The organism is Flexivirga aerilata (assembly GCF_013002715.1).
Classification (GTDB): Bacteria; Actinomycetota; Actinomycetes; order Actinomycetales; family Dermatophilaceae; genus Flexivirga; species Flexivirga aerilata.
Map to the genome: position 1 here is coordinate 2,240,723 of NZ_JABENB010000001.1, position 21,345 is coordinate 2,262,067.

Sequence of the window (21,345 nt, forward strand, 5' to 3'; positions counted from 1 at the left end):
CGTCAGGCGGGTTGCTGCTGCGTGATGCAGTGGATGCCGCCGCCGCGCTCGAACAACGGCCGGGCATCGACGGTCACCACCCGCCTGCCGGGATAGGCGTCGGCGAGGATCGACACCGCCTCCGCATCGTGCGCGTCGTCGAACGAGCAGGCGATCACGCCGTCGTTGACCACGAGGTGGTTGAGGTAGCTGTAGTCGACCGGCCCCTCGTCATCCGAAATAGTCTGCGGCGCAGGCACTTTGCGGATGTCCCAGGTGCGACCGGCCGCATCCGTGGTGTCCCGCAGCGACGCCTCGACCTCGGCCATGACCCGGTGATCGGGATGGTCCGGGTTGCGCTGGTCGTGCAGCAGCAGCACCCCGGGCGACGGGATCGTCGCGACGATGTCGACGTGCCCGCGGGTGCCGAACTGCATCGAATCGCGGGTCAGCCCGCGCGGCAGCCAGACGACCTTGGTCGCACCGATGGTCCGTGCGAGCTCGGCCTCGATGTCCGCCTTGGCGGCCGCCGGATTGCGCCCTTGGTCCAGCTGCACCGTCTCGGTGACGAGCACCGTGCCCTCGCCGTCGACGTGAAAACCGCCGCCCTCGTTGACGATCGACGACTCGATGCGGGGGACACCCGCTTGCTCCAGCACGTATGACGCAACGCGCGCATCGTTGTCCCAGGTCGCCCAGTCCTGCGCGCCCCATCCGTTGAAGATCCAGTCGACGCCGGCGAGACGACCCTCGTCATACACGAAGGACGGGCCGATGTCGCGCATCCACGCGTCGTCGAGCGGCGCATGCACGATGTCGACCCCGGCCGACAGGTAGCGTCGCGCGACCTCGTCGTCGGCCGGGTCGACCACCATCGTCACCGGCTCGAACTCCAGCACCGCACGCGCGACCGCCGCCCAGGTCGACCGTGCCTCGTCGGCGTCGGCCGCGGTGTCGCCGAGCGTGTAGCCCTTCGACGGGAACGCCATCCAGATCCTGCTCTGCGGGGCCGTCTCGCTCGGCATGAGCGGGCTCATCAGAAGGTGCCGTTCGGTGCGTCGGTGTCGACCGGGGCGGTCAGGATCGCGTAGGTGTCGGGTCGGCGAGTGCGGTTGAAGGGGAACAGGTCCAGCCAGTCGCGGCGCTGGTCCAGGTCGAGGTCGGCCACCAGGACCGCCTCCTCGTCGCGGGGGGCCTGGGCGAGGACCCGGCCGTACGGGTCGGAGATGAAGGAGGACCCGTAGAACGTCAGCGTGCCCTCGTCGCCGACCCGGTTCGGCACGATCATGAAGGTCCCGGCAGTGATGCCGTTGGCGACGATCACCTGCTGCCACAGCGGCTGCGTGTCGAAGTCGGGGAAGCTCGGCTCCGACCCGATCGCGGTCGGGTAGATGATCAGGTCCGCGCCCTGCAGCGAGTAGGCGCGGGCCAGCTCGGGGAACCACTCGTCCCAGCACGTCGGCAGGCCGACGCCGACGTCGCCCAACTGTGCGGGCCGGTGCACCGGGTAGGCCGTGTCCGCGGGGCCGGCCCGGAAGTAGGTGTCCTCGTAGTAGCCGTCGGTGATCGGGATGTGCAGCTTGTTGGTCGTCGCGAGGAGGTCGCCGTCGGGCCCGACCAGGATCGCTGTGTTGAGGCCGAGCCCGTCCGGGCCCTCGTCTTTGCGGTAGACCGAGGCATGCACGACGACGCCGTGGGTGCGGGCGGCCTCGGCGGCGAGCTGGAAGGTGGGCCCGTCGGTGAGCGACTCCGCGGTGTCGCCGGGGCGGCCGCTCGCGCGCACGTCCGCCGGGTATTTCAGCAGGGTGATCTCGGGCAGGCACACCAGCTTCGCGCCGGCTCCGGCGGCGGCGCCGATGGCGTCGAGGAGCTTGCGGCGAAGTGCGTCGGCGTCCGAATCCCACTGGTGCTGCACGAGTCCCACGCGCAGCGGCGGCCGGCTGGGCTGCCGCACTCTGGCGGGTGACTCGGGCACGCCGTCGATCGAGATCAGTTGCATGGTTGGGGATCCTTTCCGGTGGCCGCAGGCCGTAGTCCGTCGAGCAGGGTGTCGATCGTGTGATGGGCGTCCTGAGTGCTGACCTCGCCGCTCAGCCAGCGTCCGGACAGGCCCTCGACGAGGGCGGTCAGGGCCGCGGAGATCGTGGCGGGGTCGGCGACATCGGTGAGTTCGCCGCTGCGCTGGGCGTCCTCGACGAGCGCAGTGACCTCGGCGTTCCAGCCGGCAGTCGTGCGGGCCAGCGCGTCGCGCAGGTCGCGCTCGAACACCGCCAGCGCCCGCAGCTCGTTCCAGGCGGCCGAGTTGTCACGCAGCTGCGGGTCGTCGGAGAACTCGTCGGTGAGCCGGCGGCTCAGGCGGGCGATCGGTGCGAGGTCGGTCGCGGTGGCGGCGTCCCGCGCCTGTGCGACCTGCTCGTTGATGTAGTCGAGGGTGGCCGCGAGAAGGCCCGACCGGTCGGTGAAGTGGTAGTAGAGCAGCCCGGAGGCGACGCCTGCCTCGGCGGCCACGTCGGTGATCCGGAGCCCGCGGATGCCGTGCCGGGCGATGCAACGCGCACCGGCCTGGAGGATCTGGGATCGCCGATCGAGGCTCAAGGAGCACCCCTTCCAGGCATCCGGACGACAGTCGCGACATCACTATCGGCCAAAACTGAAAGTTCAGTCAAGGCAGCGGGTCGCTGCAGTCCGGCGATGCAGAAAATGACAGTGACTTGCAGTTTGGATCATCGCCGCGTACAACTGAATGAGTCAATCAAATGGCAGTCACTATCAAATAGTCGGAGGGCGGAAGTCGGATGGACATGACGAACTCGCGGCGTTGGATCGCGGTGGCGGCCATCGCGTTGACGACGCTGGTGATCGGACTCGACACCATGGTGCTCAACGTCGCGCTACCGACGCTGGCGGAGGACCTGCACGCGAATATCTCGCAGTTGCAGTGGTTTACCAGCGCCTACACACTCGCGCTGGCGGTGTTCATGCTGCCGATCGGCGCGCTCGGCGACCGGATCGGGCGCCGGCGGGTGCTGCTCTGGTCGCTGGTCATCTTTGGGGGAGCCTCGCTCGCCTGCGCGTTCGCTTCGAGTCCGGGACAGCTGATCGCGGCCCGCGCCGCACTCGGCATCGGCGCCTCTGCACTGCTGACGCTCACTCTTGCGGTGCTGACGGTGATGTTCCCGGACAAGAAGGAGCAGCGCCGGGCGATCAGTCTCAACATGGCCGGCGTCGCACTCGGCATGCCGCTCGGCCCGCTGCTCGGCGGCTGGCTGCTCGATCACTTCCACTGGGGCTCGGTGTTCCTGATCAACGTCCCGGTGGTGCTGCTCGCGATCGTCGCGATCATCGCCTTCGTGCCCGAGTCCCGCAGCGCGACCCCGCGGTCGATCCATCTGCCGAGCGTCGTGCTGTCCAGCATCGGGTTGGCTTCGCTCACCTACGGATTCATCGAGTTCGGGCAGCGCGGCTGGGCAGACGGCCGCTCCTGGATCTTCGTCTCAGTGGGTGTCGTGCTCACCCTGATGTTCGTTCTGCTGCAACCCCGACTGCGGCATCCGCTGGTCGACTTGCAACTCTTCGGCGTCCCGGCCTTCCGGCTGGGTGCGGTCTATGCGGTGGCGCTCAACTTCGTGATGTTCGGTGTCTTCTTCAGCCTGCCGCAGCTCTTCCAGGCGGTGCAGGGGGCGAGCCCGTTCGGCAGTGGGCTGCGGTTGCTGCCCATGGTGGCCGGTCTGGTCACGGCGACCCGGCTGAACGATCGACTCGCCGAACGTGCTGGCATCCGAGTGGTTTTCGCCGGCGGCCTCACCCTCACCCTGGCCGCGCTTGTTGTCGCCGCGTTCACCAGCCAGAGCACGCCCTATGCCGTGATCGGATGCTGGATGTTCTTCCTGGGCACGGGTATGGCGATGGTGATGTTCACCGCGATCGGATGGGCCGTCGGCAGCCTCGACCCGGAGCACTCCGGGGCCGGCTCCGCGCTCCTGTCGTCGCTTCGGCAGGTCGGTGGCACGATCGGTGTCGCGATCCTCGGCACCGTGCAAGCCACCCGCTACCACTCCGCGCTCGGCGACGCCGACGTCGAGCCGGTGCGGGACAGCGTCAACGCCGGTGTCGAGGTCGCTCGCAGCACCGGCAATACCGGGCTGCTCGCCACCGTGCGGGATGCCTTCGTGCAGAGCATCGATCTGTTGCTCTGGTCCACGGCGGGCATCGTCGCATTGGCCCTGATCAGCGTCCTGACGGCGCGTCGTGCCTTCGACGACTCAACCACCGAGCAGACATCGGCAGCCAGCGAGGATGAGCGACAATCGCTCCATGTCGTCGACTGAACCAGCCCAGCCCGGCCTGCGCGAGCGGAAGAAGGCGCAGACGCGAAGAGCGTTACGGGAAGCTGCTTTTCGGCTGTTCGACAAGCAGGGCTACAGCAACACGACGACGGAGCAGATCGCGGCCGCGGCCGATGTGTCGCCCAGCACCTTCTTCCGGTATTTCCCGAGCAAGGCGGAGCTGGTCGTGGCTGACGATCTGGACCCGTTGATCGTCGAGGCCTTCCGGAAGCAGCCGGAGCAGCTGCCGGTGCTGCGGGCGCTCAGGGCGGCGATCGAGCAGGTCATCGAGTCGATCACCCCGCAGGAGTGGGAGTTTCAGGACCAGCGCTGGGAGCTGATGCGGTCCGAGGACGAGCTTCGCGGCGCGCAGCAGATCGAAGTCAATCGCACGATGCGCCTGGTCACCGACCTGATCGCCGAGCGCACCGAGCTGTCGCCGGACGACCTGCGGGTCCGTGCGATGGCCGGTGCGCTCATCGGCGGCTATCTGTCGATGGGCATCGCGCCCGGAGCGCACAGCGGATTCGACCTGGTGGAGTTCTTCGAGTCGGGTATGACGCTGGATGGCCCGGCGGAGTACGCCGACCCGGAGAGCAAGCGGCTGTGGGGTCGTCGGGGCCCCCGTCATACGACGTAGGGGAGAGCATGAACCTGACGCTTGTCGCCATCCTCGGCGTGGTGAGCATCGTTGCGGTCACTGCGTTTTCGAAGAAGTTGGGACTGGCGGCGCCGCTCGCACTGGTCGTGGTCGGGATCGTGCTCAGCTTCGTGCCGGGCACGCCGGACGTCGAGATCGACCCCGAACTGATCCTGGCCGGGGTGCTGCCGCCGTTGCTGTATTCGTCGGCGGTCGACATGCCCAGTCAGGACTTCCGGCGCAACCTCAAGGCGATCAGCTCGCTCGCGGTGCTGCTCGTCATCCTCACCACCCTCGGCATGGGGTGGATGTTCCACACGATCCTGCCGGGCGTCGGCTGGCCCGCGGCATTCGCGCTCGGCGCGGTGATCAGCCCCACCGACGCGGTCGCGGCGACCTCGATCGGCAAGAAGCTCGGGCTGCCGCCTCGGGTGGTCACGATGCTCGAGGGGGAGGGACTGGTCAACGACGCCTCGTCGCTGGTGTTGCTGCGGTCGGCGGTCGCCGCGATCGCCAGCTCGGTGTCGATCTGGCAGGTCGCGGGCAGCTTCGTGCGTTCGGTGGTCATCGCGGTGATCGTCGGAGTCGTGGTCGGCGAGGCAGCGGTGCGGCTGCGCGCACTGCTGCGCGACCCGGTGCTCGGCACCGCCGTGTCCTTCGTCGTGCCGTTCGTGGCGTTCCTGCCGGCCGAGGAGCTCGACGCGTCCGGTGTGCTCGCGGTGGTGGTGACCGGCCTGGTGGTCGGCCGGCTCGGACCGCGCCGGATCGCCGCCCGGGACCGGTGGCTGGAGTCGATGAACTGGCGGACGATCGCCTTCCTGATGGAGAGCGCGATCTTCCTGATCATGGGCCTGGAGGTGAAGCCGCTCGTCGACGCCGTCCAGCGCAGTGACAACAGCCTGAGCGAGGCGCTGTGGGTGGGACTGCTCGCCTCCGCTGCCGTCGTCGCACTGCGGCTCGTCTTCGTCGTGCCGCTGGTCGGCGCGATCCGCCAGGACCAGCAGCGGGCGGCCGGCAATCGCTCGAAATTCGAGAACTGGCAAGACAATCCGCGCTTCAACGAGCTGGAGGTCTCCGAGCGCAGACTGCAACGCATGAGCGACCGCGTCGAGCGGGTCGTCGCCGACCTCGACTTCAAGGTCACCGAGGCGATCGGGTGGCGCAGTGCCGTGGTGCTCGGGTGGGCAGGCATGCGAGGTGCGATCACGGTGGCGGCTGCGCAGACCCTCCCGCTGGACACCCCACGTCGCGAGGAGCTGGTGCTGATCGCCTTCGTGGTCGCGGTCGTCACGCTGCTCGCGCAGGGGCTGACGCTGCCTCTCGTCATACGCAAGGCAGGCATCCGTGACGACTCGGCGCAGCGGGTGCAGCAGGAGACGCACGACGTCGTCTCCGACCTGTATGCCGCAGGCTTCCGTGAGTTGGACGAGCTTGAGCGGACCGCGTCCGAGGAGGACCGGTCGACGCTCGCCGAGATCAGGCACGACCTCGAGCGGGAGCGGGACGAGATGGGTGCGCGCGCCGATCTGGTGGCGCGGGACGCCCGCCACGACTACTCGCGGTTGCGCCTGGATGTGCTTGCGGCACAACGCAATGCGCTCAACTCGCTTGCCGACCGTGGTGCCTACGGGTCGCCGGCGATCAACGCGGCGACCCGGATGCTCGACGGCTTCGAGGTGCGGCTGACGTCCTTCGACGACGACAGCTCCGCCTGACCGGTTATGCGACGGCGCCGGCGGTCGCGGACGCCGAGGTGTCCACGTGCTCGGACTGCCGCAGGTCCTCGCGGCTGGTCGGGTTCATCCGCAACGCCTGGTCGGTGAGGTAGCGCACGTAGGCGTAGTTGGTGAAGAACCCGGGCAGGTAGTCCGCCAGCGCGACGAACTCCAGGACCTCGCGGGCCGCCTGGTAGCGGCCAGTCGCCTCGTCGTCGAGGCCGCGGGTCAGCTTGGCCATCTCCTCGTCGATGACGCGGTCGAGCAGTTCGCGGGTGACCTGCGGGCCCTCGGCCAGCTGCGACTGGTGGTAGAGCCACTGCCACAGCTGCGCACGCGAGATCTCAACGGTGGCAGCGTCTTCCATCAGGTTGTCGATGGCGACGGCGCCGCGGCCGGCGACCCAGGAGGCCAAGTAACGCAGCGCGACCGACACGTTGGTGCGCACACCCTGCAGGCTGATCGTCTGCACGGTGCCGTCCAGCGACACCAGGTCGCGGGCGTTGACGTCGACCGCCTGACGCAGCGAACGCTGGTCGATGCGGTCGCCGAGCACGCTGCGGAAGGCGGCGAGGCAGGTCTCCACGACCGCCGGGTGCGCCACCCACGAACCGTCGAAGCCCTCGGCGGCCTCACGCTCCTTCTCGGCGCGCACCTGGGCGAGCGCACGGTGCCGCGACTCCTCGTCCTGCCGGGTCGGGTTGACCGCGGCCGGGCCGGCGATCGCGTGCGTCCACCGCTTGTGGCAGGTCGCCACGAGCAGCTTGGTGTAGGCCCGCATGAACGGCGTCGTCATGGTGATCTTGTCGCGGTCGGGCAGCACGAACTCGTTGCCGCGGTGGGCGAACGTGCGCACGTAGCTGAACATGTAGTCCCAGCGTCCGTCGGCCAATCCGCTGCAGTGCGTGCGGAGTTCGTAAAGGATCTCGTCCATCTCGAAGGCCGCGGGCACCGTCTCGATGAGCACCGTGGCGCGAACCGTGCCCTGCGGGATGCCGAGCTGGTCCTGCGCCAGCACGAAGACGTCGTTCCAGAGGCGGGCCTCCAGGTGCGACTCGATCTTGGGCAGGTAGAAGTAGGGGCCGGCGCCGTTCTCGATCAGCTTCCGGGCGTTGTGGAAGAAGTAGATGCCGAAGTCGAACAGCGATGCCGAGATCGGCCGGCCGTCGATCGTCACGTGCTTCTCGCACAGGTGCCAGCCGCGGGGACGCATCACGATCGTCGCCGGGTTTTCCCCGATCGTCTGCTCGGTGCCGTCCGACGATTCGTAGGAGAGCGTGCCGCGGATTGCGTCATACAGGGTGATCTGACCGTCGACGATGTTGCGCCACGACGGCGCGGTCGCGTCCTCGAGGTCGGCGAGCCAGACCTTGGCGCCGGAGTTGAGCGCGTGCACGGCCATCTTGGGGGTGGCGGGCGCGACCAGCTCGCAGCGGCGGTCGGCGAGGCCCGGAGCCGGGGCGGCGACCTTCCAGGTGGGGTCGGCGCGGATCGAGGCGGTCTCGGGCAGGAAGTCGAGGTCGGCCCCTGCGCTGATCTCCTTGGACCGGTGCCGGCGCTCGGCGAGGAGTTCGGCCCGCCGTCCGGCGAAGGCGCCGTCGAGAGTGGCTACGAAGGCAAGAGCTTCCGGGGTCACGATTTCGTCGAAGCGCGGGTGCATCTCGCCGCGCACTGTCGGGGTGCCGTGCGTTTCACACATGACGTGTGTCCTTTCCGGTGCGATTTGCCTTGTATTTCTTGGGTTTTGGGGCCCTCGCGAAGTATCGGAGCGAGGAACGAGCGGAGAGCTTCCTAGGGTGTAAAGACCCCGGGTCTGCGCGGCCGGAGCCAGTTGACCGCGCAGACCCGGGAGTGGGGGTGGCCTCGTCGCCGAGACCTAGAGAGAAGCGTCAGTTCGGGATCAGAACTGAGCCGCCTCCGTGGAGTCCTTCAGCGCGGTGGTGGCGCTGTCGGGGTTGAGCGCGGTGGAGACCAGGTCGAAGTAGCCGGTGCCGACCTCGCGCTGGTGCTTGGTCGCGGTGTAGCCGCGCTCCTCGCTGCCGAACTCCTTCTCCTGCAGCTCGACGTAGGCCTTCATCTGCTCGCGGGCGTAGCCGTGGGCCAGGTCGAACATCGAGTAGTTGAGGGCGTGGAAGCCGGCCAGGGTGATGAACTGGAACTTGTAGCCCATCGCGCCCAGCTCGCGCTGGAACTTGGCGATGGTGTCGTCGTCCAGGTGCTTCTTCCAGTTGAACGACGGGCTGCAGTTGTAGGCCAGCATCTGGTCGGGGAACTTGGCGTGGATGGCGTCCGCGAAGGTCTTGGCGACCTCGAGGTCCGGGGTGCCGGTCTCCATCCACAGCAGGTCGGCGTACTCGGCGTAGGCCAGACCGCGGGCGATCGACGGCTCGAGGCCGTTCTTGACCTTGTAGAAGCCCTCGGCGGTGCGCTCGCCGGTGAGGAACGGCTTGTCGCGCTCGTCGACGTCGGCGGTGAGCAGCGTCGCGGCCTCGGCGTCGGTGCGGGCGATGACGAGCGTCGATACGTCGCTGACGTCGGCCGCGAGGCGGGCGGCGTTGAGGGTGCGGACGTGCTGCGAGGTCGGGATCAGCACCTTGCCACCGAGGTGGCCGCACTTCTTCTCCGAGGCCAGCTGGTCCTCCCAGTGCACACCGGCGGCGCCGGCGGCGATCATCGACTTCATCAGCTCGAACGCGTTGAGCGGGCCACCGAAGCCGGCCTCCGCGTCGGCGACGATCGGCACCAGCCACTCGTCGACGGTCTGGATGCCCTCGGAGAACTCGATCTGGTCGGCGCGCATCAGCGCGTTGTTGATGCGGCGCACCACCTGCGGCACGGAGTTGGCCGGGTAGAGCGACTGGTCGGGGTAGGTCTGCGCCGCCAGGTTGGCGTCGCCGGCGACCTGCCAGCCGGACAGGTAGATCGCCTTCAGGCCGGCCTTGACCTGCTGCACGGCCTGGTTGCCGGTCAGCGCGCCGAGCGCGTTGACGAAGTCCTCGGTGTGCAGCTTGTTCCAGAGGTCCTCGGCGCCGTGGCGGGCGAGGGTGTGCTCCTCCTGGATCGAGCCGCGCAGCTTGATGACGTCCCCGGCGGTGTAGTCGCGCTTGACGCCGGCCCAGCGGGGGTTGCTGTGCCAGTCGTTCTGCAGAGCGGTCTCCTGCTCGGCGATGCTCGGCTTGTTCTGCTGGGTAGTCATGGCTCCCATGTTCCTTTCCGGGGCGGTCTGTCGATGCAAACCACTCTGGGGGAGCGCAACCCACAAGTAACAGCATCTTGAACGTAAAGATTTGCTGATTTTGCGATATTGTCGGGACATGGCCCGAGTTTCAACCCCGCCGCCGGATGCGATGCGCGTCAAGAAGCGCAATCCTGCCGGTATGACGAGCGTCGCCATCGGTAACACCGGTAACCCCGGTAACGCCGGCAACCCCGCCAATCCCGGTCGCCTGACCTCACCGCACGCGCCCGAGCCGGTGAAGGAGCAGTCCGGTGCCTCACCGGATGCGCTGACGATCGGTCGCCGGCTGCGTCATACCAGGCAGGAGGGCGGGCGCACCCTCGGTGACGTCGCGGAGGCCGTCGGCATGTCCGCGTCGGCGTTGTCGCTGATCGAGAACGGCAAACGCGAGCCCCGGCTGTCGGTGCTGACCGCGCTGGCCGAGGAGCTCGGCACGGACCTGTCGACCCTGCTGTCGACCGCGCCGCCCAACCGGCGGGCCGCGCTGGAGATCCGGCTGGAGCGCGCGCAGCGGCAGCCGTCCTACGAGGCGCTCGGACTGCCCAAGGTCAAGATCGGGCCGCGCCTGCCGTCGGAGGCGCTGGAGGCGCTGGTCGGCATGCACGAGGCGATGGCGTCGGCGCAGGCCGACCGGGCGGCGACCCCCGAGCACGCGCGCCGGGCCAACGCCGAGCTGCGCGACCGGATGCGCGCGGCCGACAACTACTTCGGCGACATCGAGGCCGCGGCGAGCGACCTGCTGAAGTCGATCAACCACCCGGGCGGTCCGATCAGCCGCGCGGCGGTCGACCGGCTCGCCGGGCACCTCGGCTACAAGCTCGTGCACACCTCCGACCTGCCGGGCTCGACGCGCACGGTCACCGACCTGCACAACAAGCGCATCTATCTGCCGCAACCCGAAGCGGGACAACATGATTCGCGCTCTCTCGCCCTGCACGCGGTCGGGCACCTGGTGCTCGGTCACCAGGTGCCGGCCGACTATGCGGAGTTCCTCTCGCAGCGGGTGGAGATCAACTACTTCGCCGCCGCGCTGTTGATGCCGGAGGGCGAGACCGTCGACTTCCTGCGGCGCGCGATGGAGGAGAAGGACATCGCGATCGAGGACCTGCGCGATGCCTATGCCGTGTCCTACGAGACCGCCGCGCACCGCTTCACCAACCTGGCCACGAGACACCTCGGGCTGCCGGTGCACTTCATGCGGATCAGCCAGGACGGCGTCATCTACAAGGCTTACGAGAACGACGGCGTGCAGTTCCCGGTCGACCCGGCCGGTGCCATCGAGGGTCAGCGGGTGTGCCGGGCATGGACCGCGCGCCGCGTCTTCGAGCAGCCCGACCTGTCGCAGGCCTTCCAGAGCTACACCGACACCCGGTCGGGCACCTACTGGTGCACCGCCGTGGTCGACCGCACCCACGACGGGCTCTTCGCGGTCAACGTCGGCGTGCCCTACCAACACGTGAAGTGGATGCGCGGCCGGGAGACCACCGAGCGCGCCACCTCCCGCTGCCCGGACCCGAGCTGCTGCACCCAGCCGCCGACCGACCTCGCCTCCCGCTGGACCGGCCAGGCCTGGCCGTCGGCCCGCGTGCACTCCCACCTGCTGGCCGCGATGCCGCCGGGCGTCTTCCCGGGCGTCGACGACACCGAGGTCTACCGCTTCCTGGAACGGCACGCACCCGCCTGACCGAGACTCCTGGCCGCCCCTCCTGACCGAGAGGCCCACACCTGCCGTGAGGGGACCACGAATGCAGCGCACTGTCGTGGTCCGCTCGAGGCGGAGGTGGGCCTCTCGGTCGGGGTGGTCAGCCGGCGAGGTGGGACCAGTCGCGGGACAGCTCGCGCCAGGGGCCGGTGGCGGCGACGCGGCCGTCGACGAGCACCACGACGCGGTCGGCCTGGGCGAGCGCGGCCCGCTTGGAGGTCGCGCCGATGACCGTCGTATGACGGGAGCGCAGCGCCTGCCATAACTCGACCTCGGTCGCGGCGTCGAGCGCGCTGGACACGTCGTCGGCCAGCAGGAGCTCGCTGTCGGTCGCGAGCGCCCGGGCGAGCGCGAGCCGTTGCACCTGCCCGCCGGACAGTCGCACCCCGCGGTGGCCCACCAGCCCGTCCGGCCCGCCGGCCTCGGCGATGTCGGGCTCCAGGCGCGCCGCGGCCACCGGCTCGTCGAACGCGCGATCGGCGTGGCCGAGCTGCACGTTGTCGGCGAAGGTGCCGGACAGCACCCGCGGGATCTGCCCGACGAGCGCGACCTGCGACGGGCGCAGGAAGGTCTGCGGGTCGTCGACGTCGGCGCCGTTCCAGCGGACCGCACCGTCATAGGACAGCAGGCCGGCGAGCGCGGAGAGCAGACTCGACTTGCCCGAGCCGACCTGGCCGAGCAGCAGGACCAGCTCACCGCGGTGCACCGTCAGATCGACGTCGCTGACGCCGATGGTGCCGTCGTCGTGCAACGCGCTCACTCCGCGAAGCTCCAACTCCTGCAACGGATTTCGCGGGGGAGTCACCGGCTTCGGAGCATCGCCGGTCACCAGGTCCACGCCGTCCGGCAGGGACATCAGGTCGGCACCTGCGGCGAAGCGGCTGGTGACCCGCTGCCACGCGCGGGTGCCGGGTGCCTCCGTGACCACGGCCCCGGCGACCCGGCCGAACCAGTCGAAACCGGTGACCGCGTTGGCGACCAGGATCGCGGTGGCCAGGCCCCACACCCCACCGAGGTATGACGCCCAGGCCGCGACCACGCCGACCTGCACCAGGACGATCGGCACGCCGTCGAGCACGGCGCGCACCCGGTGCTCGAAGACCGCGGCCTGCACGCGGCCGGCGTCGACCTGCCGCAGGTGGCGGTGCACCTCGGGGGTGCGCGCGGCCAGCTTGACCGTGCGCGCGGAGTCGAGCGCCGACACCAGTGCGCGACCGAAACCCGCACGGGCGGCGGAGGCTTTGGCCGCCGAGCGACCGGCGATCGGACGGCCGAGCGCCGACGCGACCGCGGCGGCGACCATCACCGCGAGCAGGATCAGCCCGGCCAGGGCCGTGCCGCTGATCAGGGCGGTCACGGCGGCGATCGCCAGGCCGTTGGCGAAGTCGACCCACCGGTCGGCGTAGAGCGCGAACCGGTCGGCGTCCATCGCCCGCGCGACGACCTCGCCGGGCGGGTTGCGCGGCAGCCGCCGCTGCCGGGTCTGTCCGACCAGCACCGCCATCCGGGTGCGCAGCATGGTCTCGATCCACCAGCGCGGGTAGCGGCGGAACGCCTCGGCCAGCATCAGTGGGGACAGGATCAGGCTCACCACGAGCGCGATCGTCAGCGACGTCACCGAGGCGCCGTCCTGCAGCCGCTCGACGGTGCGCCCCCAGATGAATCCGGTGACCGCGCCGAGCGAGCCCAGCAGGGCGGACCCGAGGAACAGCCCGATCGAGAACAACCCCCAGCGGGGCACGATCAGCAGCGCGTGAGCGACGCTCCGGGCGAGCGAGGGGCCGTCGCCGACGGCGTCGCGCACCGGAGGAGTGCCCTTGCGCCGGAGCGCACCGACCGTCTGTTGCGTCGAGTCGTGTGCCGCTGCGTCGTGCGGCACTGGCTCGGCAGACTCGTCGGACTCGTCGGACCCGGCATCATCCGAATCGCCTTGTGCCTCAAGGGAATCGCCGGTGCCGGCGGCTTCGAGCAGCGAGCGGAAGGGTCCGGCCTGGCGTGCCAGGGCGGCGCGCGGGCCACTCTGGATGAGGCGGCCGTGGTCGAGCACGGCGACGAGGTCGGCCCGGTCGATCGTGCTCAGCCGGTGCGCGACGAGCACGCCGCTGCGCCCGTGCAGCAGCCGCTCGGCGGCTGCGACGACCCGGCTCTCGGTGAGCGGGTCCATGCGCGCGGTCGCCTCGTCGAGCACGACCACCCGCACGTCGCGCACGAGCAGCCGGACGAACGACACCAATTGCTCCTCGCCGGCGGACAGCGTGGTGCCGCCCGGGCCGAGCAGGGTGTCGAGTCCGTCCGGCAGCCCGGCGACCCAGTCGGTCAGGCCGAGTTCGTCGACCGCCGCCTGCACGGTGGCCCGCGGCCGGTCGGCGAACAGCGTGATGTTCTGCTCCAGAGTGCCGGCGAGGATCTCGGTGCGCTGGGTGACGACGCCGACCGCCCGCCGCAACTGCTGCAGGTCGACCGTGGTGACGTCGACGCCGCCGAGGCGGACCGAGCCGGGCTCCGGCTCGACCGCTCGGGACAGCAGCGAGGTGATGGTGGACTTGCCCGAGCCGGTGCGTCCGACCAGGGCGATCGTCTGCCCGGCCGGCACGTGGAGGTCGATGTCGCGCAGCGCGAATGTGCCGTGCGCATAGGAGAACTGCAGGTCCGCAAGCCGTATGTCGAGGGCTCCGGCCGGCAGGTCGGCGCCGCCCGCCGGCTCCGGCGGCACCGCCATCATCTGCCGCACGCGCATCAACGCGCCGAGGCCGGCCTGCATCTCGGGCAGGTGGCGAGCGGTCTGGTCGATCTGGCCGACGAAGGTCGTGGTGACCAGGAAGAGCGTCACGAGGGCGGCGATCGACAGGTCGTCCCGGGTGACGAGCACGACTCCCGCGACACCGACGGCGGCGAGCATCGCGTGCAGCAGCACGCCGGCGCGCAGCCCGAGCTTGCGCTCCAGCTCGACGACCAGCCGGAACTTCTCGTGGATCGCCGCGGACAGCTCGCTCACCCGCCGCACCGCGAACGACGCGCCGAGGCTGGTGCGCAGGTCGTCCGCACCGGCGATGCCCTCCTCGAGTGCCGCCGCGTGGTCGGTCCACGCCATCTCCTCGATGACCTTGCGCCGGGCGATCTCGCTCAGCAGCGGCCGCACGACGAGGAAGGTGACACTCGCCATCAGCGGGAAGAGCAGCCACGCCGGCCACCAGGTGAAGCCGGCGACGATCCACATCGGCACCAGCGCGACGACGGTGCGCATGGCCGCCCAAAGCTCTTGGCGCAGAAGGGAACCCAGCTCGTGGGTGTCGTCGTCGACGCGGTCGAGGATCTCGCCGACGGCCTGCTCGGTGAGGGCGTCGAGCGGCTGGTGCAGCGCGGCGCTCAGCAGGTCCTCGCGCAACCGTCCCTCGGCGCGGTCGACGACGCCGGCCCAGAGGAACCGGCCGATCGTGTCGAGCACGGCACCGCCGACCACACAGACCGCGAGGGCGACGACCAGCCCGGTGGTCGGGTCGGCGGCGACCCGGCCGGCCACCACGGTGCCGAGCACGACGGCGACCGCGCCGAGCGCCATCGCGGCGAGGGCGACCAGCGCGATCGGCCCCTTCAGGCGTCGCCAGTCGACCCGCCGCGCAGGGTCGTGGGTGGGCGCGGCAGGTGGTGTCCCCCCGACGGACGAGGTCGGGGTGGTGGTCGTGGTGGTCATCGGCTGTCACGCTACGCGGGAGCGCCGACATACGCCTCCGGTTTTTCGGCCGGTATGACGGGAGCCCCGCACAAACGACGAATCCCCCTGCAAAACAGGAGGATTCGTCGTCCGAGTCGGCTCGTCAGCCGAGCGACTTCACGAAGTCGGGGTTGGCCTTCAACCAGGCGTCGACGCCGGCCATGGGGGAGTCCTTGTGCTTCTGCACGACCTCCTCCTCCAACGGCGACAGCGTCTTGTCGGTCATGTGGAACTTCTTCAGCATCGCGGTGACGTCGGGGAAGTCCTTCTCGAAGCCCTTCCGGCCGACCGCGTGGATGCTGTCCGGCTTGCCCATCGAGCCCTTGGGGTCCTTCAGGTCCTTGACCGGGAAGGCGTTGTAGGCCCAGTGCGGACGCCAGAGGGTGACCACGATCGGCTTCTTCTCGTCGGTGGCCTTCTTCAGTGCCGCCAGCATCGAGGGGGTGCTGGAGGTCTGCAGCTGCCAGCCGGTGAGGCCGTAGTCGGTGATCATCTTCTTCGCGGCGGCGGTCAGGCCGGCGCCGGCCTCGATGCCGACGATCTTGTTGCCGACCTGGGCGCCGACCGACTTCAGCTGGTCGAGCGAGTCGATCTGCATGTAGTCGGGCACCGCGATGGTGAGCGGGGCGCTGTCGTACCAGACACCGAGGTCGGTGAGGTTCTTGCCGTATTTGTCCCAGTAGGTCTTGTGGGTGGCCGGCAGCCAGGCGTCGAGGTAGAGGTCGATCTGTGCCTGGTCGAGGCCGACGAAGACCGGGCCGGCGTCGGAGACGTGGCGCAGGGTCACCTTGTGGCCCTTGTCCTGCAGGATCTTCTGCCACAGGTAGGTCGCGGCGATGTCCTCGTCCCAGTCGATGTAGCCGATGGTGAGCGGCTTCTTGCCCCCGCCACCACCGCCGCCACCGGCGGCGTTGCGTTCGTCGTTGGCGGTGGTGCAGCCGGCGGTGACCAGGCCGACGCCGGCGGCGGCGATCCCGCCGAGCAGGCTGCGCCGGCTAGGGCTGAAGCGGCTGGGGTCGATGTCGATGGCCATGTTCGTCTTCCTCCTCAGGCCGCGTCGGTCGCGGCCGCCGCCCGGGTCTGACGCCGGCGCAGCGTGGCGAGCTCGCTGCGCAGGCCGACCTCGGGCTTGCTGAATCCGTCGGTGACCCGGTCGAGGTAGATCGCCATGATCACGACCGAGAGACCCGCTTCGACACCGACGCCCACGTCGAGCGACTGCAGCGACGACAGCACGTCCTGGCCGAGGCCGGGCGCGCCGACGATGCCGGCGACGACGACCATCGACAGGGCGAGCATGATCACCTGGTTGACGCCGGCCATGATGCTCGGCATGGCGAGCGGGATCTGGATGCCGCGCAGCACTTCCTTGGGGGTGGCGCCGAAGGCCTGGCCGGCCTCGACCATCTCGCCGTCGACCTGCCGGATGCCGAGTTCGGTGAGCCGGACTCCGGGCGGGATCGAGAAGATGATCGTGGCCAGCACCGCGCCGGCGGAGCCGAGCCCGATGAGGAAGAGCACCGGCAGCAGATAGACGTATGCCGGCAGCGTCTGCATGAAGTCGAGCACCGGCTTGATCACCGCCGACGCGCGACGGCCGCGCGCCGCGAGGATGCCGACCGGGATCGCGATCACGATGGCGAGCACGCTCGCCACGATGATCTGCGACAGCGTCTCCATCGCGCTCGGGAACTCCCCGAACCCGTCGATCAGGGCGAAGCCGACGACCGCGAGGATCGCCGCCTTCCAGCCGCGCGCCCAGAGCGCGAGCAGCGCGAAGATGATCACCAGCAGCACGATCGGGGTGTTCATCAGGACGTGCTGGATGCCGTCGACCAGGTGGTTGACGATGCTGGCCACGCCGTCGAAGAAGCCCGACCAGTGGTCGGTCAGCCAGTTGACGACGTCGGCGACCCACTCGCCGAGGTGGATCCGCGGGATCACGGTGCTCATCGGGCGCCTCCGGTGGTCTTGTCGAGCTCGACTGCCGAATCAGCAGGCAGGGCAACCAGATCCGTGGGTTCGGGATCGACCGCGCCGAGTGCCGCCAGTAGCGTCACCCGGGGTATGACGCCGACGAGCTTCTCGTCGGGGTCGACCACCGGGAGCGGCAGGCGCACGTTGGCCGCGGGCGTGAAGAGGTCGGCCGCCGGTGCGTCGGCGGGCACGGTGGTCTCGATCGGCTTGACGAGGTCGGCGATCGTCTCGCCGCCACCGCGGGCGGCGACGATGTCGTCCTCCATGACGTACCCCTGCAGGGTGCGGTCGCGGCCCACGACATACAGGCCCGGCTGCTGGTGCTCGCGCATCAGCTTGTGCGCGGCGAGCGGGCCGTGGCCCATGCCGAGGGTCGCGACGGGCGGCTCCATGATCGAGCGCGCGGTGAGCACCCGGGTGCGGTCGACGTCGGCGACGAACTGCGCCACGTAGTCGTTGGCCGGGTCGGTGAGGATCTCCTCGGCGGTGCCGACCTGCACGATGCGGCCGTCGCGCATCATCGCGATGCGGTCGCCGAGGCGCATCGCCTCGTTGAGGTCGTGGGTGATGAAGACGATCGTCTTGCCGAGCTGGTTCTGCAGCTCGATCAGCTGGTCCTGCATGTCGCGGCGGATCAGCGGGTCGAGGGCGCTGAACGCCTCGTCCATCAGCAGGATGTCGGTGTCGGCGGCGAGCGCGCGCGCCAGGCCGACGCGCTGCTGCATGCCGCCGGACAGTTCGCCGGGCTTGTGGTCGCCCCAGCCCTCGAGGCCGACGAGTTTGAGTGCCTCCAAAGCCTTTTCGCGTCGCTCCGCCTCGGAGACGCCCTTGACCTGCAGCCCGTAGGCGGCGTTCTCGGCGACCGTGCGGTGCGGGAAGAGCGCGAAGTGCTGGAAGACCATGCTGATGTGGTCGCGGCGGGTCTGGCGCAGCTGGGCGGCGCTCATCGTGCTGATGTCCTCGCCGAGGATCTTCACGTGACCCGACGTCGGCTGGTGCAGCCCGTTGAGCATCCGGATCAGTGTCGACTTGCCCGATCCGGACAGGCCCATGACCACGAAGATCTCGCCCTCGTTGACCTCGAAGGAGGCGTCGATGACCGCGGGTGTCACGTCATACCGCTGCCGCAGCTCCGCGGCGTCTTCCCCCTGCTCGAGTCGTCGAACGATGTCCCCGGGTCGTCTGCCGAAGACCTTGTACAGATGGTGCGCCTCGAGCAACGGCACGTCGATATTCCTCCAACTGGTCATGGCGAAACCGGCCGAGACGGAGAGAGGCCGGTTCTTCCACGTGATCACACATCGCGGGGGCGCACCAAACCGACGATGGGGATCGTTATCGGTCGGTGACCTACCGTGAGGGCCGGGCAACCCGGCCTCGTCCTCGTGCGTCCTTGCTGTATGACCAGCATGAGGATGAACCGTCGACAGGCACTGCAGGCGCTCGCACTGACGTCGCTCGGCGGCGCACTCGCGGGGTGCGGATCGGAGTCGAGAGGTGGTGATCCGGTGAGTTCCAGTGGCGCGGCGCCGTCAGGGTCGGCGTCGGGGTCAGCGGCATCCTCCGGTGACGTGCTCGCGGTGCAGGCCGCCCGTATGACGCCGGGCCCCGCCGCGACCGCGGGCGCCGACCTGGCGGCCTTCGGCGCCAAACTCTTCCTCGCCGACGACAAGATCGCCGCGACCGGCAACGGCTCGATCAGCCCCTACTCGGTCTACTCGGCGCTGGCGATGACCGACGCCGGCGCGCGCGGCGCGACCGCGCAGCAACTGGAGGTGCTGCTCGGCGGCGACCAGCAGCGGCAGGCCGGCAACGTCACGGCGATCGACGCCGCCGTCGCGGCCGCGGTCGCCCGGAGCAAGGCCGCGGCGGGCGGCCCCATCGTCTGCGAGGCGGCCAACTCGCTCTGGCCGGACAAGAGCCTGCAGGTCAGCCGGGACTTCCTCCGGCAACTCGCCACGGGTTACGGCGCCGGGGCGCACCTGGAGGATTACCGGAACGATCCGGACGGTGCGCGCAAGGCGATCAACGCCTGGGTCAGCGAGCGCACCCGCTCCCTCATCCCGGAGCTGCTCGGGCCGCGGGACGTCACCACCCTGACCCGGCTCGAGCTGGTCAACGCGCTCTACCTCAAGGCGGCCTGGGCCAAGGCGTTCGATGCGCCGTCGGCGCCGGCCGCGTTCACGACGGCATCCGGTGGGAGCGTGCAGACGCCATACCTCGGGGCCGAGGGCAGGTATGCCGTGGCGCGCGGCGACGGCTGGGTGTCGGTGTCGGTGCCCTACCTCGGCGACGGTATGGCGATGACCGTCGTGCTGCCGGATCAGGGCCGGTTCGCCGCGGTGCGCGGGGCGCTGCCGAAAGTCCTCGGCGCGGCGCTCGCCACCGCACTGGCCGGCAGGGTGCGGCTCACGATGCCGCCGTTCGCGATCGACACCCGCAGCCCGCTGGCGCCGGCGCTGCAGGGGCTCGGGGTGACCCGGCTGTTCGGCGGCGGCGCCGACCTGTCCGGCATCGCCGGCGCGCCCGGTGATCTGAAGGTGCAGAGCGTCGTGCACCAGTCGGTCGTGAAGGTCGACCAGCACGGCACCGAGGCCGCGGCGGCGACCGGAGTCGGTGTGCAGGCCGGCGCGGTGCCCGGCATGATCGACCGGATCGTGGTCGACCGGGCGTTCCTGTTCGTCATACACGACAACCAGACGCGGGCGCCGCTCTTCCTGGGTCAGATCAGCGATCCGACGACGAAGGCCTGAACACGAAGGCCTGGCCGCGGCTCGATTGGGGGAACGGGGCGGCGTTCTGGCACAATGCTTGCGCGTACTTGTGTGCCCGGAGGCCCCTCTCATCCACCGGTTCACACGCCTACCCCCGAGTCACGGCTCCCCGCGTGTTCCCCACCCGGTCTCGCCGTGCCTCACCTGACAACTGAAGGAGACACCACAAACGTGGCCGTCAAGATTCGTTTGAAGCGCCTCGGCGCGATTCGCAACGCCCAGTACCGAGTGGTCGTCATGGACTCGCGCACCAAGCGCGATGGCCGGGCGATCGAAGAGATCGGTCTGTACCACCCGAAGCAGAACCCGAGCCTCATCGAGATCGACTCCGAGCGTGCGCAGTACTGGCTCGGCGTCGGCGCGCAGCCGACCGAGCAGGTCGCGGCGCTGCTGAAGGTGACCGGCGACTGGCAGAAGTTCAAGGGCGAGAAGGGTGCCGAGGGCACGCTGAAGGTCGCCGAGCCGCGCCCGGACAAGAAGGCCCTCTACGAGGCGGCCCTCGCCGCCGCGCAGAACGCCGCCGACGACACGAGCAAGGGTGGCGCGACCACCGCTCGCAAGAAGGCCGAGGCCAAGCAGGAGAAGACCGAAGAGGCCGACGCCAAGGCTGCTGCCGAGGACAAGGCCGACGAGGTCGCCGTCCCGGTCGAGGAGCCGAAGGCCGATGTCCGTGCGGAGATCGCCGACGGTGGCTACGGCGCCGACTCGGCCGCCCCGCTGGAGGACGGCGCGTCGCCCGACCCGGCCGTCTTCACGGTCAAGGGCAACAAGGACTCGATGAAGTACCACACGACCGACTCGCAGTGGTACGACTCGACCGTCGCCGAGGTCTGGTTCAAGACCCCGGAGGCCGCCGAGGCCGCGGGCTTCGCCGCCCCGGGCGCCAAGTCCGAGGGCTGACCCCTTGCTGGAGGAAGCACTCGAACACCTCGTGAAGGGGATCGTCGACCACGACGGCGACGTCACGGTGCGCCGTGCGAACGGCCGCCGTGGTGGCGAACTCCTCGAGGTGCGGGTGCACCCCGACGACCTGGGCCGAGTGATCGGACGCTCCGGGCGCACCGCGTCCGCGTTGCGCGAGGTCATGCGGGCCCTGGCCGGTGGCAAGAACGTCCGCGTGGACATCGTCGACACCGATCGTCGATAACGCGCGACCCGTCATACGAGGTATGCCGAGAGCAGCTGCTCCCGGCATACCTCGTGTGCGTTTGTGGGGCTTGTTGACTGGTCAGCCTGATAGTTTCTGACGCAAACAGTGTGTCGTGGCGCAGGATGCGTCAATC

Annotated in this window: 16 protein-coding genes; 7 read left to right on the top strand and 9 right to left on the bottom strand. The window is 69.6% G+C overall.

Features of this window, described 5'->3' with window-relative positions:
* Window positions 1-2: 2 nt before the first annotated feature.
* From HJ588_RS10520 to HJ588_RS10530, 3 genes are read right to left on the bottom strand one after another with little or no spacing between them, the layout of a single operon-like run.
* Window positions 3-1,004 (bottom strand): agmatine deiminase family protein, encoded by a 1,002-nt coding sequence (locus tag HJ588_RS10520; RefSeq protein WP_212755409.1) that lies wholly within the window; start codon window positions 1,002-1,004, stop codon window positions 3-5.
* A gap of 11 nt (window positions 1,005-1,015) precedes the next feature.
* A complete protein-coding gene (locus tag HJ588_RS10525) occupies window positions 1,016-1,978 on the bottom strand; it encodes a nitrilase-related carbon-nitrogen hydrolase (protein WP_171154692.1) in 963 nt (320 codons plus the stop codon).
* Window positions 1,969-2,574 (bottom strand): TetR/AcrR family transcriptional regulator, encoded by a 606-nt coding sequence (locus HJ588_RS10530; RefSeq protein ID WP_171154702.1) that lies wholly within the window; start codon window positions 2,572-2,574, stop codon window positions 1,969-1,971. Before HJ588_RS10530 ends, HJ588_RS10525 begins: the two co-directional genes overlap by 10 nt.
* A 206-nt stretch (window positions 2,575-2,780) precedes the next feature.
* On the opposite strand from HJ588_RS10530, the gene HJ588_RS10535 reads away from it, so the two are divergent.
* The 3 genes from HJ588_RS10535 to HJ588_RS10545 are packed head-to-tail and all read left to right on the top strand — an operon-like array spanning window position 2,781 to window position 6,659.
* Window positions 2,781-4,307, top strand: coding sequence for an MFS transporter (locus HJ588_RS10535; RefSeq protein ID WP_171154705.1), 1,527 nt, complete (start codon window positions 2,781-2,783; stop codon window positions 4,305-4,307).
* On the top strand, window positions 4,294-4,944 hold the full coding sequence (locus tag HJ588_RS10540) for a TetR family transcriptional regulator (RefSeq protein WP_171154708.1): 651 nt from the start codon (window positions 4,294-4,296) through the stop codon (window positions 4,942-4,944). Before HJ588_RS10535 ends, HJ588_RS10540 begins: the two co-directional genes overlap by 14 nt.
* A gap of 8 nt (window positions 4,945-4,952) precedes the next feature.
* Window positions 4,953-6,659 (top strand): cation:proton antiporter, encoded by a 1,707-nt coding sequence (locus tag HJ588_RS10545; RefSeq protein ID WP_171154711.1) that lies wholly within the window; start codon window positions 4,953-4,955, stop codon window positions 6,657-6,659.
* Window positions 6,660-6,663: 4 nt separating this feature from the next.
* Here the strand turns inward: HJ588_RS10545 and aceB are convergent, their stop codons facing one another.
* Both aceB and aceA read right to left on the bottom strand, forming a co-directional pair.
* Complete coding sequence (gene aceB / locus HJ588_RS10550; RefSeq protein WP_171154713.1) at window positions 6,664-8,358, bottom strand: malate synthase A; 1,695 nt, start codon at window positions 8,356-8,358, stop codon at window positions 6,664-6,666.
* 201 nt (window positions 8,359-8,559) lie between these two features.
* Window positions 8,560-9,855: an isocitrate lyase gene (gene aceA / locus HJ588_RS10555; protein WP_171154716.1), complete on the bottom strand. Its 1,296-nt coding sequence runs from the start codon at window positions 9,853-9,855 to the stop codon at window positions 8,560-8,562.
* A 181-nt stretch (window positions 9,856-10,036) separates the two neighbouring features.
* Between aceA and HJ588_RS10560 the strand changes: the two genes are divergently transcribed.
* Window positions 10,037-11,581: a helix-turn-helix domain-containing protein gene (locus HJ588_RS10560; RefSeq protein ID WP_171155653.1), complete on the top strand. Its 1,545-nt coding sequence runs from the start codon at window positions 10,037-10,039 to the stop codon at window positions 11,579-11,581.
* Between the two features lie 118 nt (window positions 11,582-11,699).
* Here HJ588_RS10560 and HJ588_RS10565 read toward each other — a convergent pair whose 3' ends face one another.
* The 4 genes from HJ588_RS10565 to HJ588_RS10580 form a co-directional block, all read right to left on the bottom strand.
* The gene (locus HJ588_RS10565) at window positions 11,700-15,290 is read right to left on the bottom strand and encodes an ATP-binding cassette domain-containing protein (RefSeq protein WP_171154718.1); all 3,591 of its coding nucleotides are present in this window, start codon (window positions 15,288-15,290) and stop codon (window positions 11,700-11,702) included.
* A 124-nt stretch (window positions 15,291-15,414) separates the two neighbouring features.
* On the bottom strand, window positions 15,415-16,344 hold the full coding sequence (locus HJ588_RS10570; RefSeq protein WP_171154720.1) for a glycine betaine ABC transporter substrate-binding protein: 930 nt from the start codon (window positions 16,342-16,344) through the stop codon (window positions 15,415-15,417).
* Between the two features lie 14 nt (window positions 16,345-16,358).
* The gene (locus tag HJ588_RS10575; RefSeq protein ID WP_171154725.1) at window positions 16,359-17,264 is read right to left on the bottom strand and encodes an ABC transporter permease; all 906 of its coding nucleotides are present in this window, start codon (window positions 17,262-17,264) and stop codon (window positions 16,359-16,361) included.
* Window positions 17,261-18,538, bottom strand: coding sequence for a quaternary amine ABC transporter ATP-binding protein (locus tag HJ588_RS10580; RefSeq protein ID WP_171154727.1), 1,278 nt, complete (start codon window positions 18,536-18,538; stop codon window positions 17,261-17,263). Before HJ588_RS10580 ends, HJ588_RS10575 begins: the two co-directional genes overlap by 4 nt.
* Window positions 18,539-18,796: 258 nt before the next feature.
* Here HJ588_RS10580 and HJ588_RS10585 point away from each other — a divergent pair, with 258 nt between their 5' ends.
* The 3 genes from HJ588_RS10585 (at window position 18,797) to HJ588_RS10595 (ending at window position 21,209) form a co-directional block, all read left to right on the top strand.
* Window positions 18,797-20,041, top strand: a complete 1,245-nt coding sequence (locus tag HJ588_RS10585) for a serpin family protein (RefSeq protein WP_171154729.1) — start codon at window positions 18,797-18,799, stop codon at window positions 20,039-20,041.
* Between the two features lie 192 nt (window positions 20,042-20,233).
* Window positions 20,234-20,962, top strand: a complete 729-nt coding sequence (gene rpsP, locus HJ588_RS20255; protein ID WP_484489521.1) for a 30S ribosomal protein S16 — start codon at window positions 20,234-20,236, stop codon at window positions 20,960-20,962.
* A 4-nt stretch (window positions 20,963-20,966) separates the two neighbouring features.
* A complete protein-coding gene (locus HJ588_RS10595) occupies window positions 20,967-21,209 on the top strand; it encodes an RNA-binding protein (RefSeq protein WP_171154731.1) in 243 nt (80 codons plus the stop codon).
* Window positions 21,210-21,345 lie beyond the last annotated feature (136 nt).

Coding starts and splice junctions, on each gene's coding strand:
- HJ588_RS10565 (WP_171154718.1), bottom strand. CDS start 15,290: ATGACCACCACGACCACCACCCCGACCTCGTCCGTCGGGGGGACACCA.
- aceA (WP_171154716.1), bottom strand. CDS start 9,855: ATGACTACCCAGCAGAACAAGCCGAGCATCGCCGAGCAGGAGACCGCT.
- HJ588_RS10575 (WP_171154725.1), bottom strand. CDS start 17,264: ATGAGCACCGTGATCCCGCGGATCCACCTCGGCGAGTGGGTCGCCGAC.
- aceB (WP_171154713.1), bottom strand. CDS start 8,358: ATGTGTGAAACGCACGGCACCCCGACAGTGCGCGGCGAGATGCACCCG.
- HJ588_RS10560 (WP_171155653.1), top strand. CDS start 10,037: ATGACGAGCGTCGCCATCGGTAACACCGGTAACCCCGGTAACGCCGGC.
- HJ588_RS10580 (WP_171154727.1), bottom strand. CDS start 18,538: ATGACCAGTTGGAGGAATATCGACGTGCCGTTGCTCGAGGCGCACCAT.
- HJ588_RS10525 (WP_171154692.1), bottom strand. CDS start 1,978: ATGCAACTGATCTCGATCGACGGCGTGCCCGAGTCACCCGCCAGAGTG.
- HJ588_RS10570 (WP_171154720.1), bottom strand. CDS start 16,344: ATGGCCATCGACATCGACCCCAGCCGCTTCAGCCCTAGCCGGCGCAGC.
- HJ588_RS10540 (WP_171154708.1), top strand. CDS start 4,294: ATGTCGTCGACTGAACCAGCCCAGCCCGGCCTGCGCGAGCGGAAGAAG.
- HJ588_RS10545 (WP_171154711.1), top strand. CDS start 4,953: ATGAACCTGACGCTTGTCGCCATCCTCGGCGTGGTGAGCATCGTTGCG.
- HJ588_RS10520 (WP_212755409.1), bottom strand. CDS start 1,004: ATGCCGAGCGAGACGGCCCCGCAGAGCAGGATCTGGATGGCGTTCCCG.
- HJ588_RS10535 (WP_171154705.1), top strand. CDS start 2,781: ATGACGAACTCGCGGCGTTGGATCGCGGTGGCGGCCATCGCGTTGACG.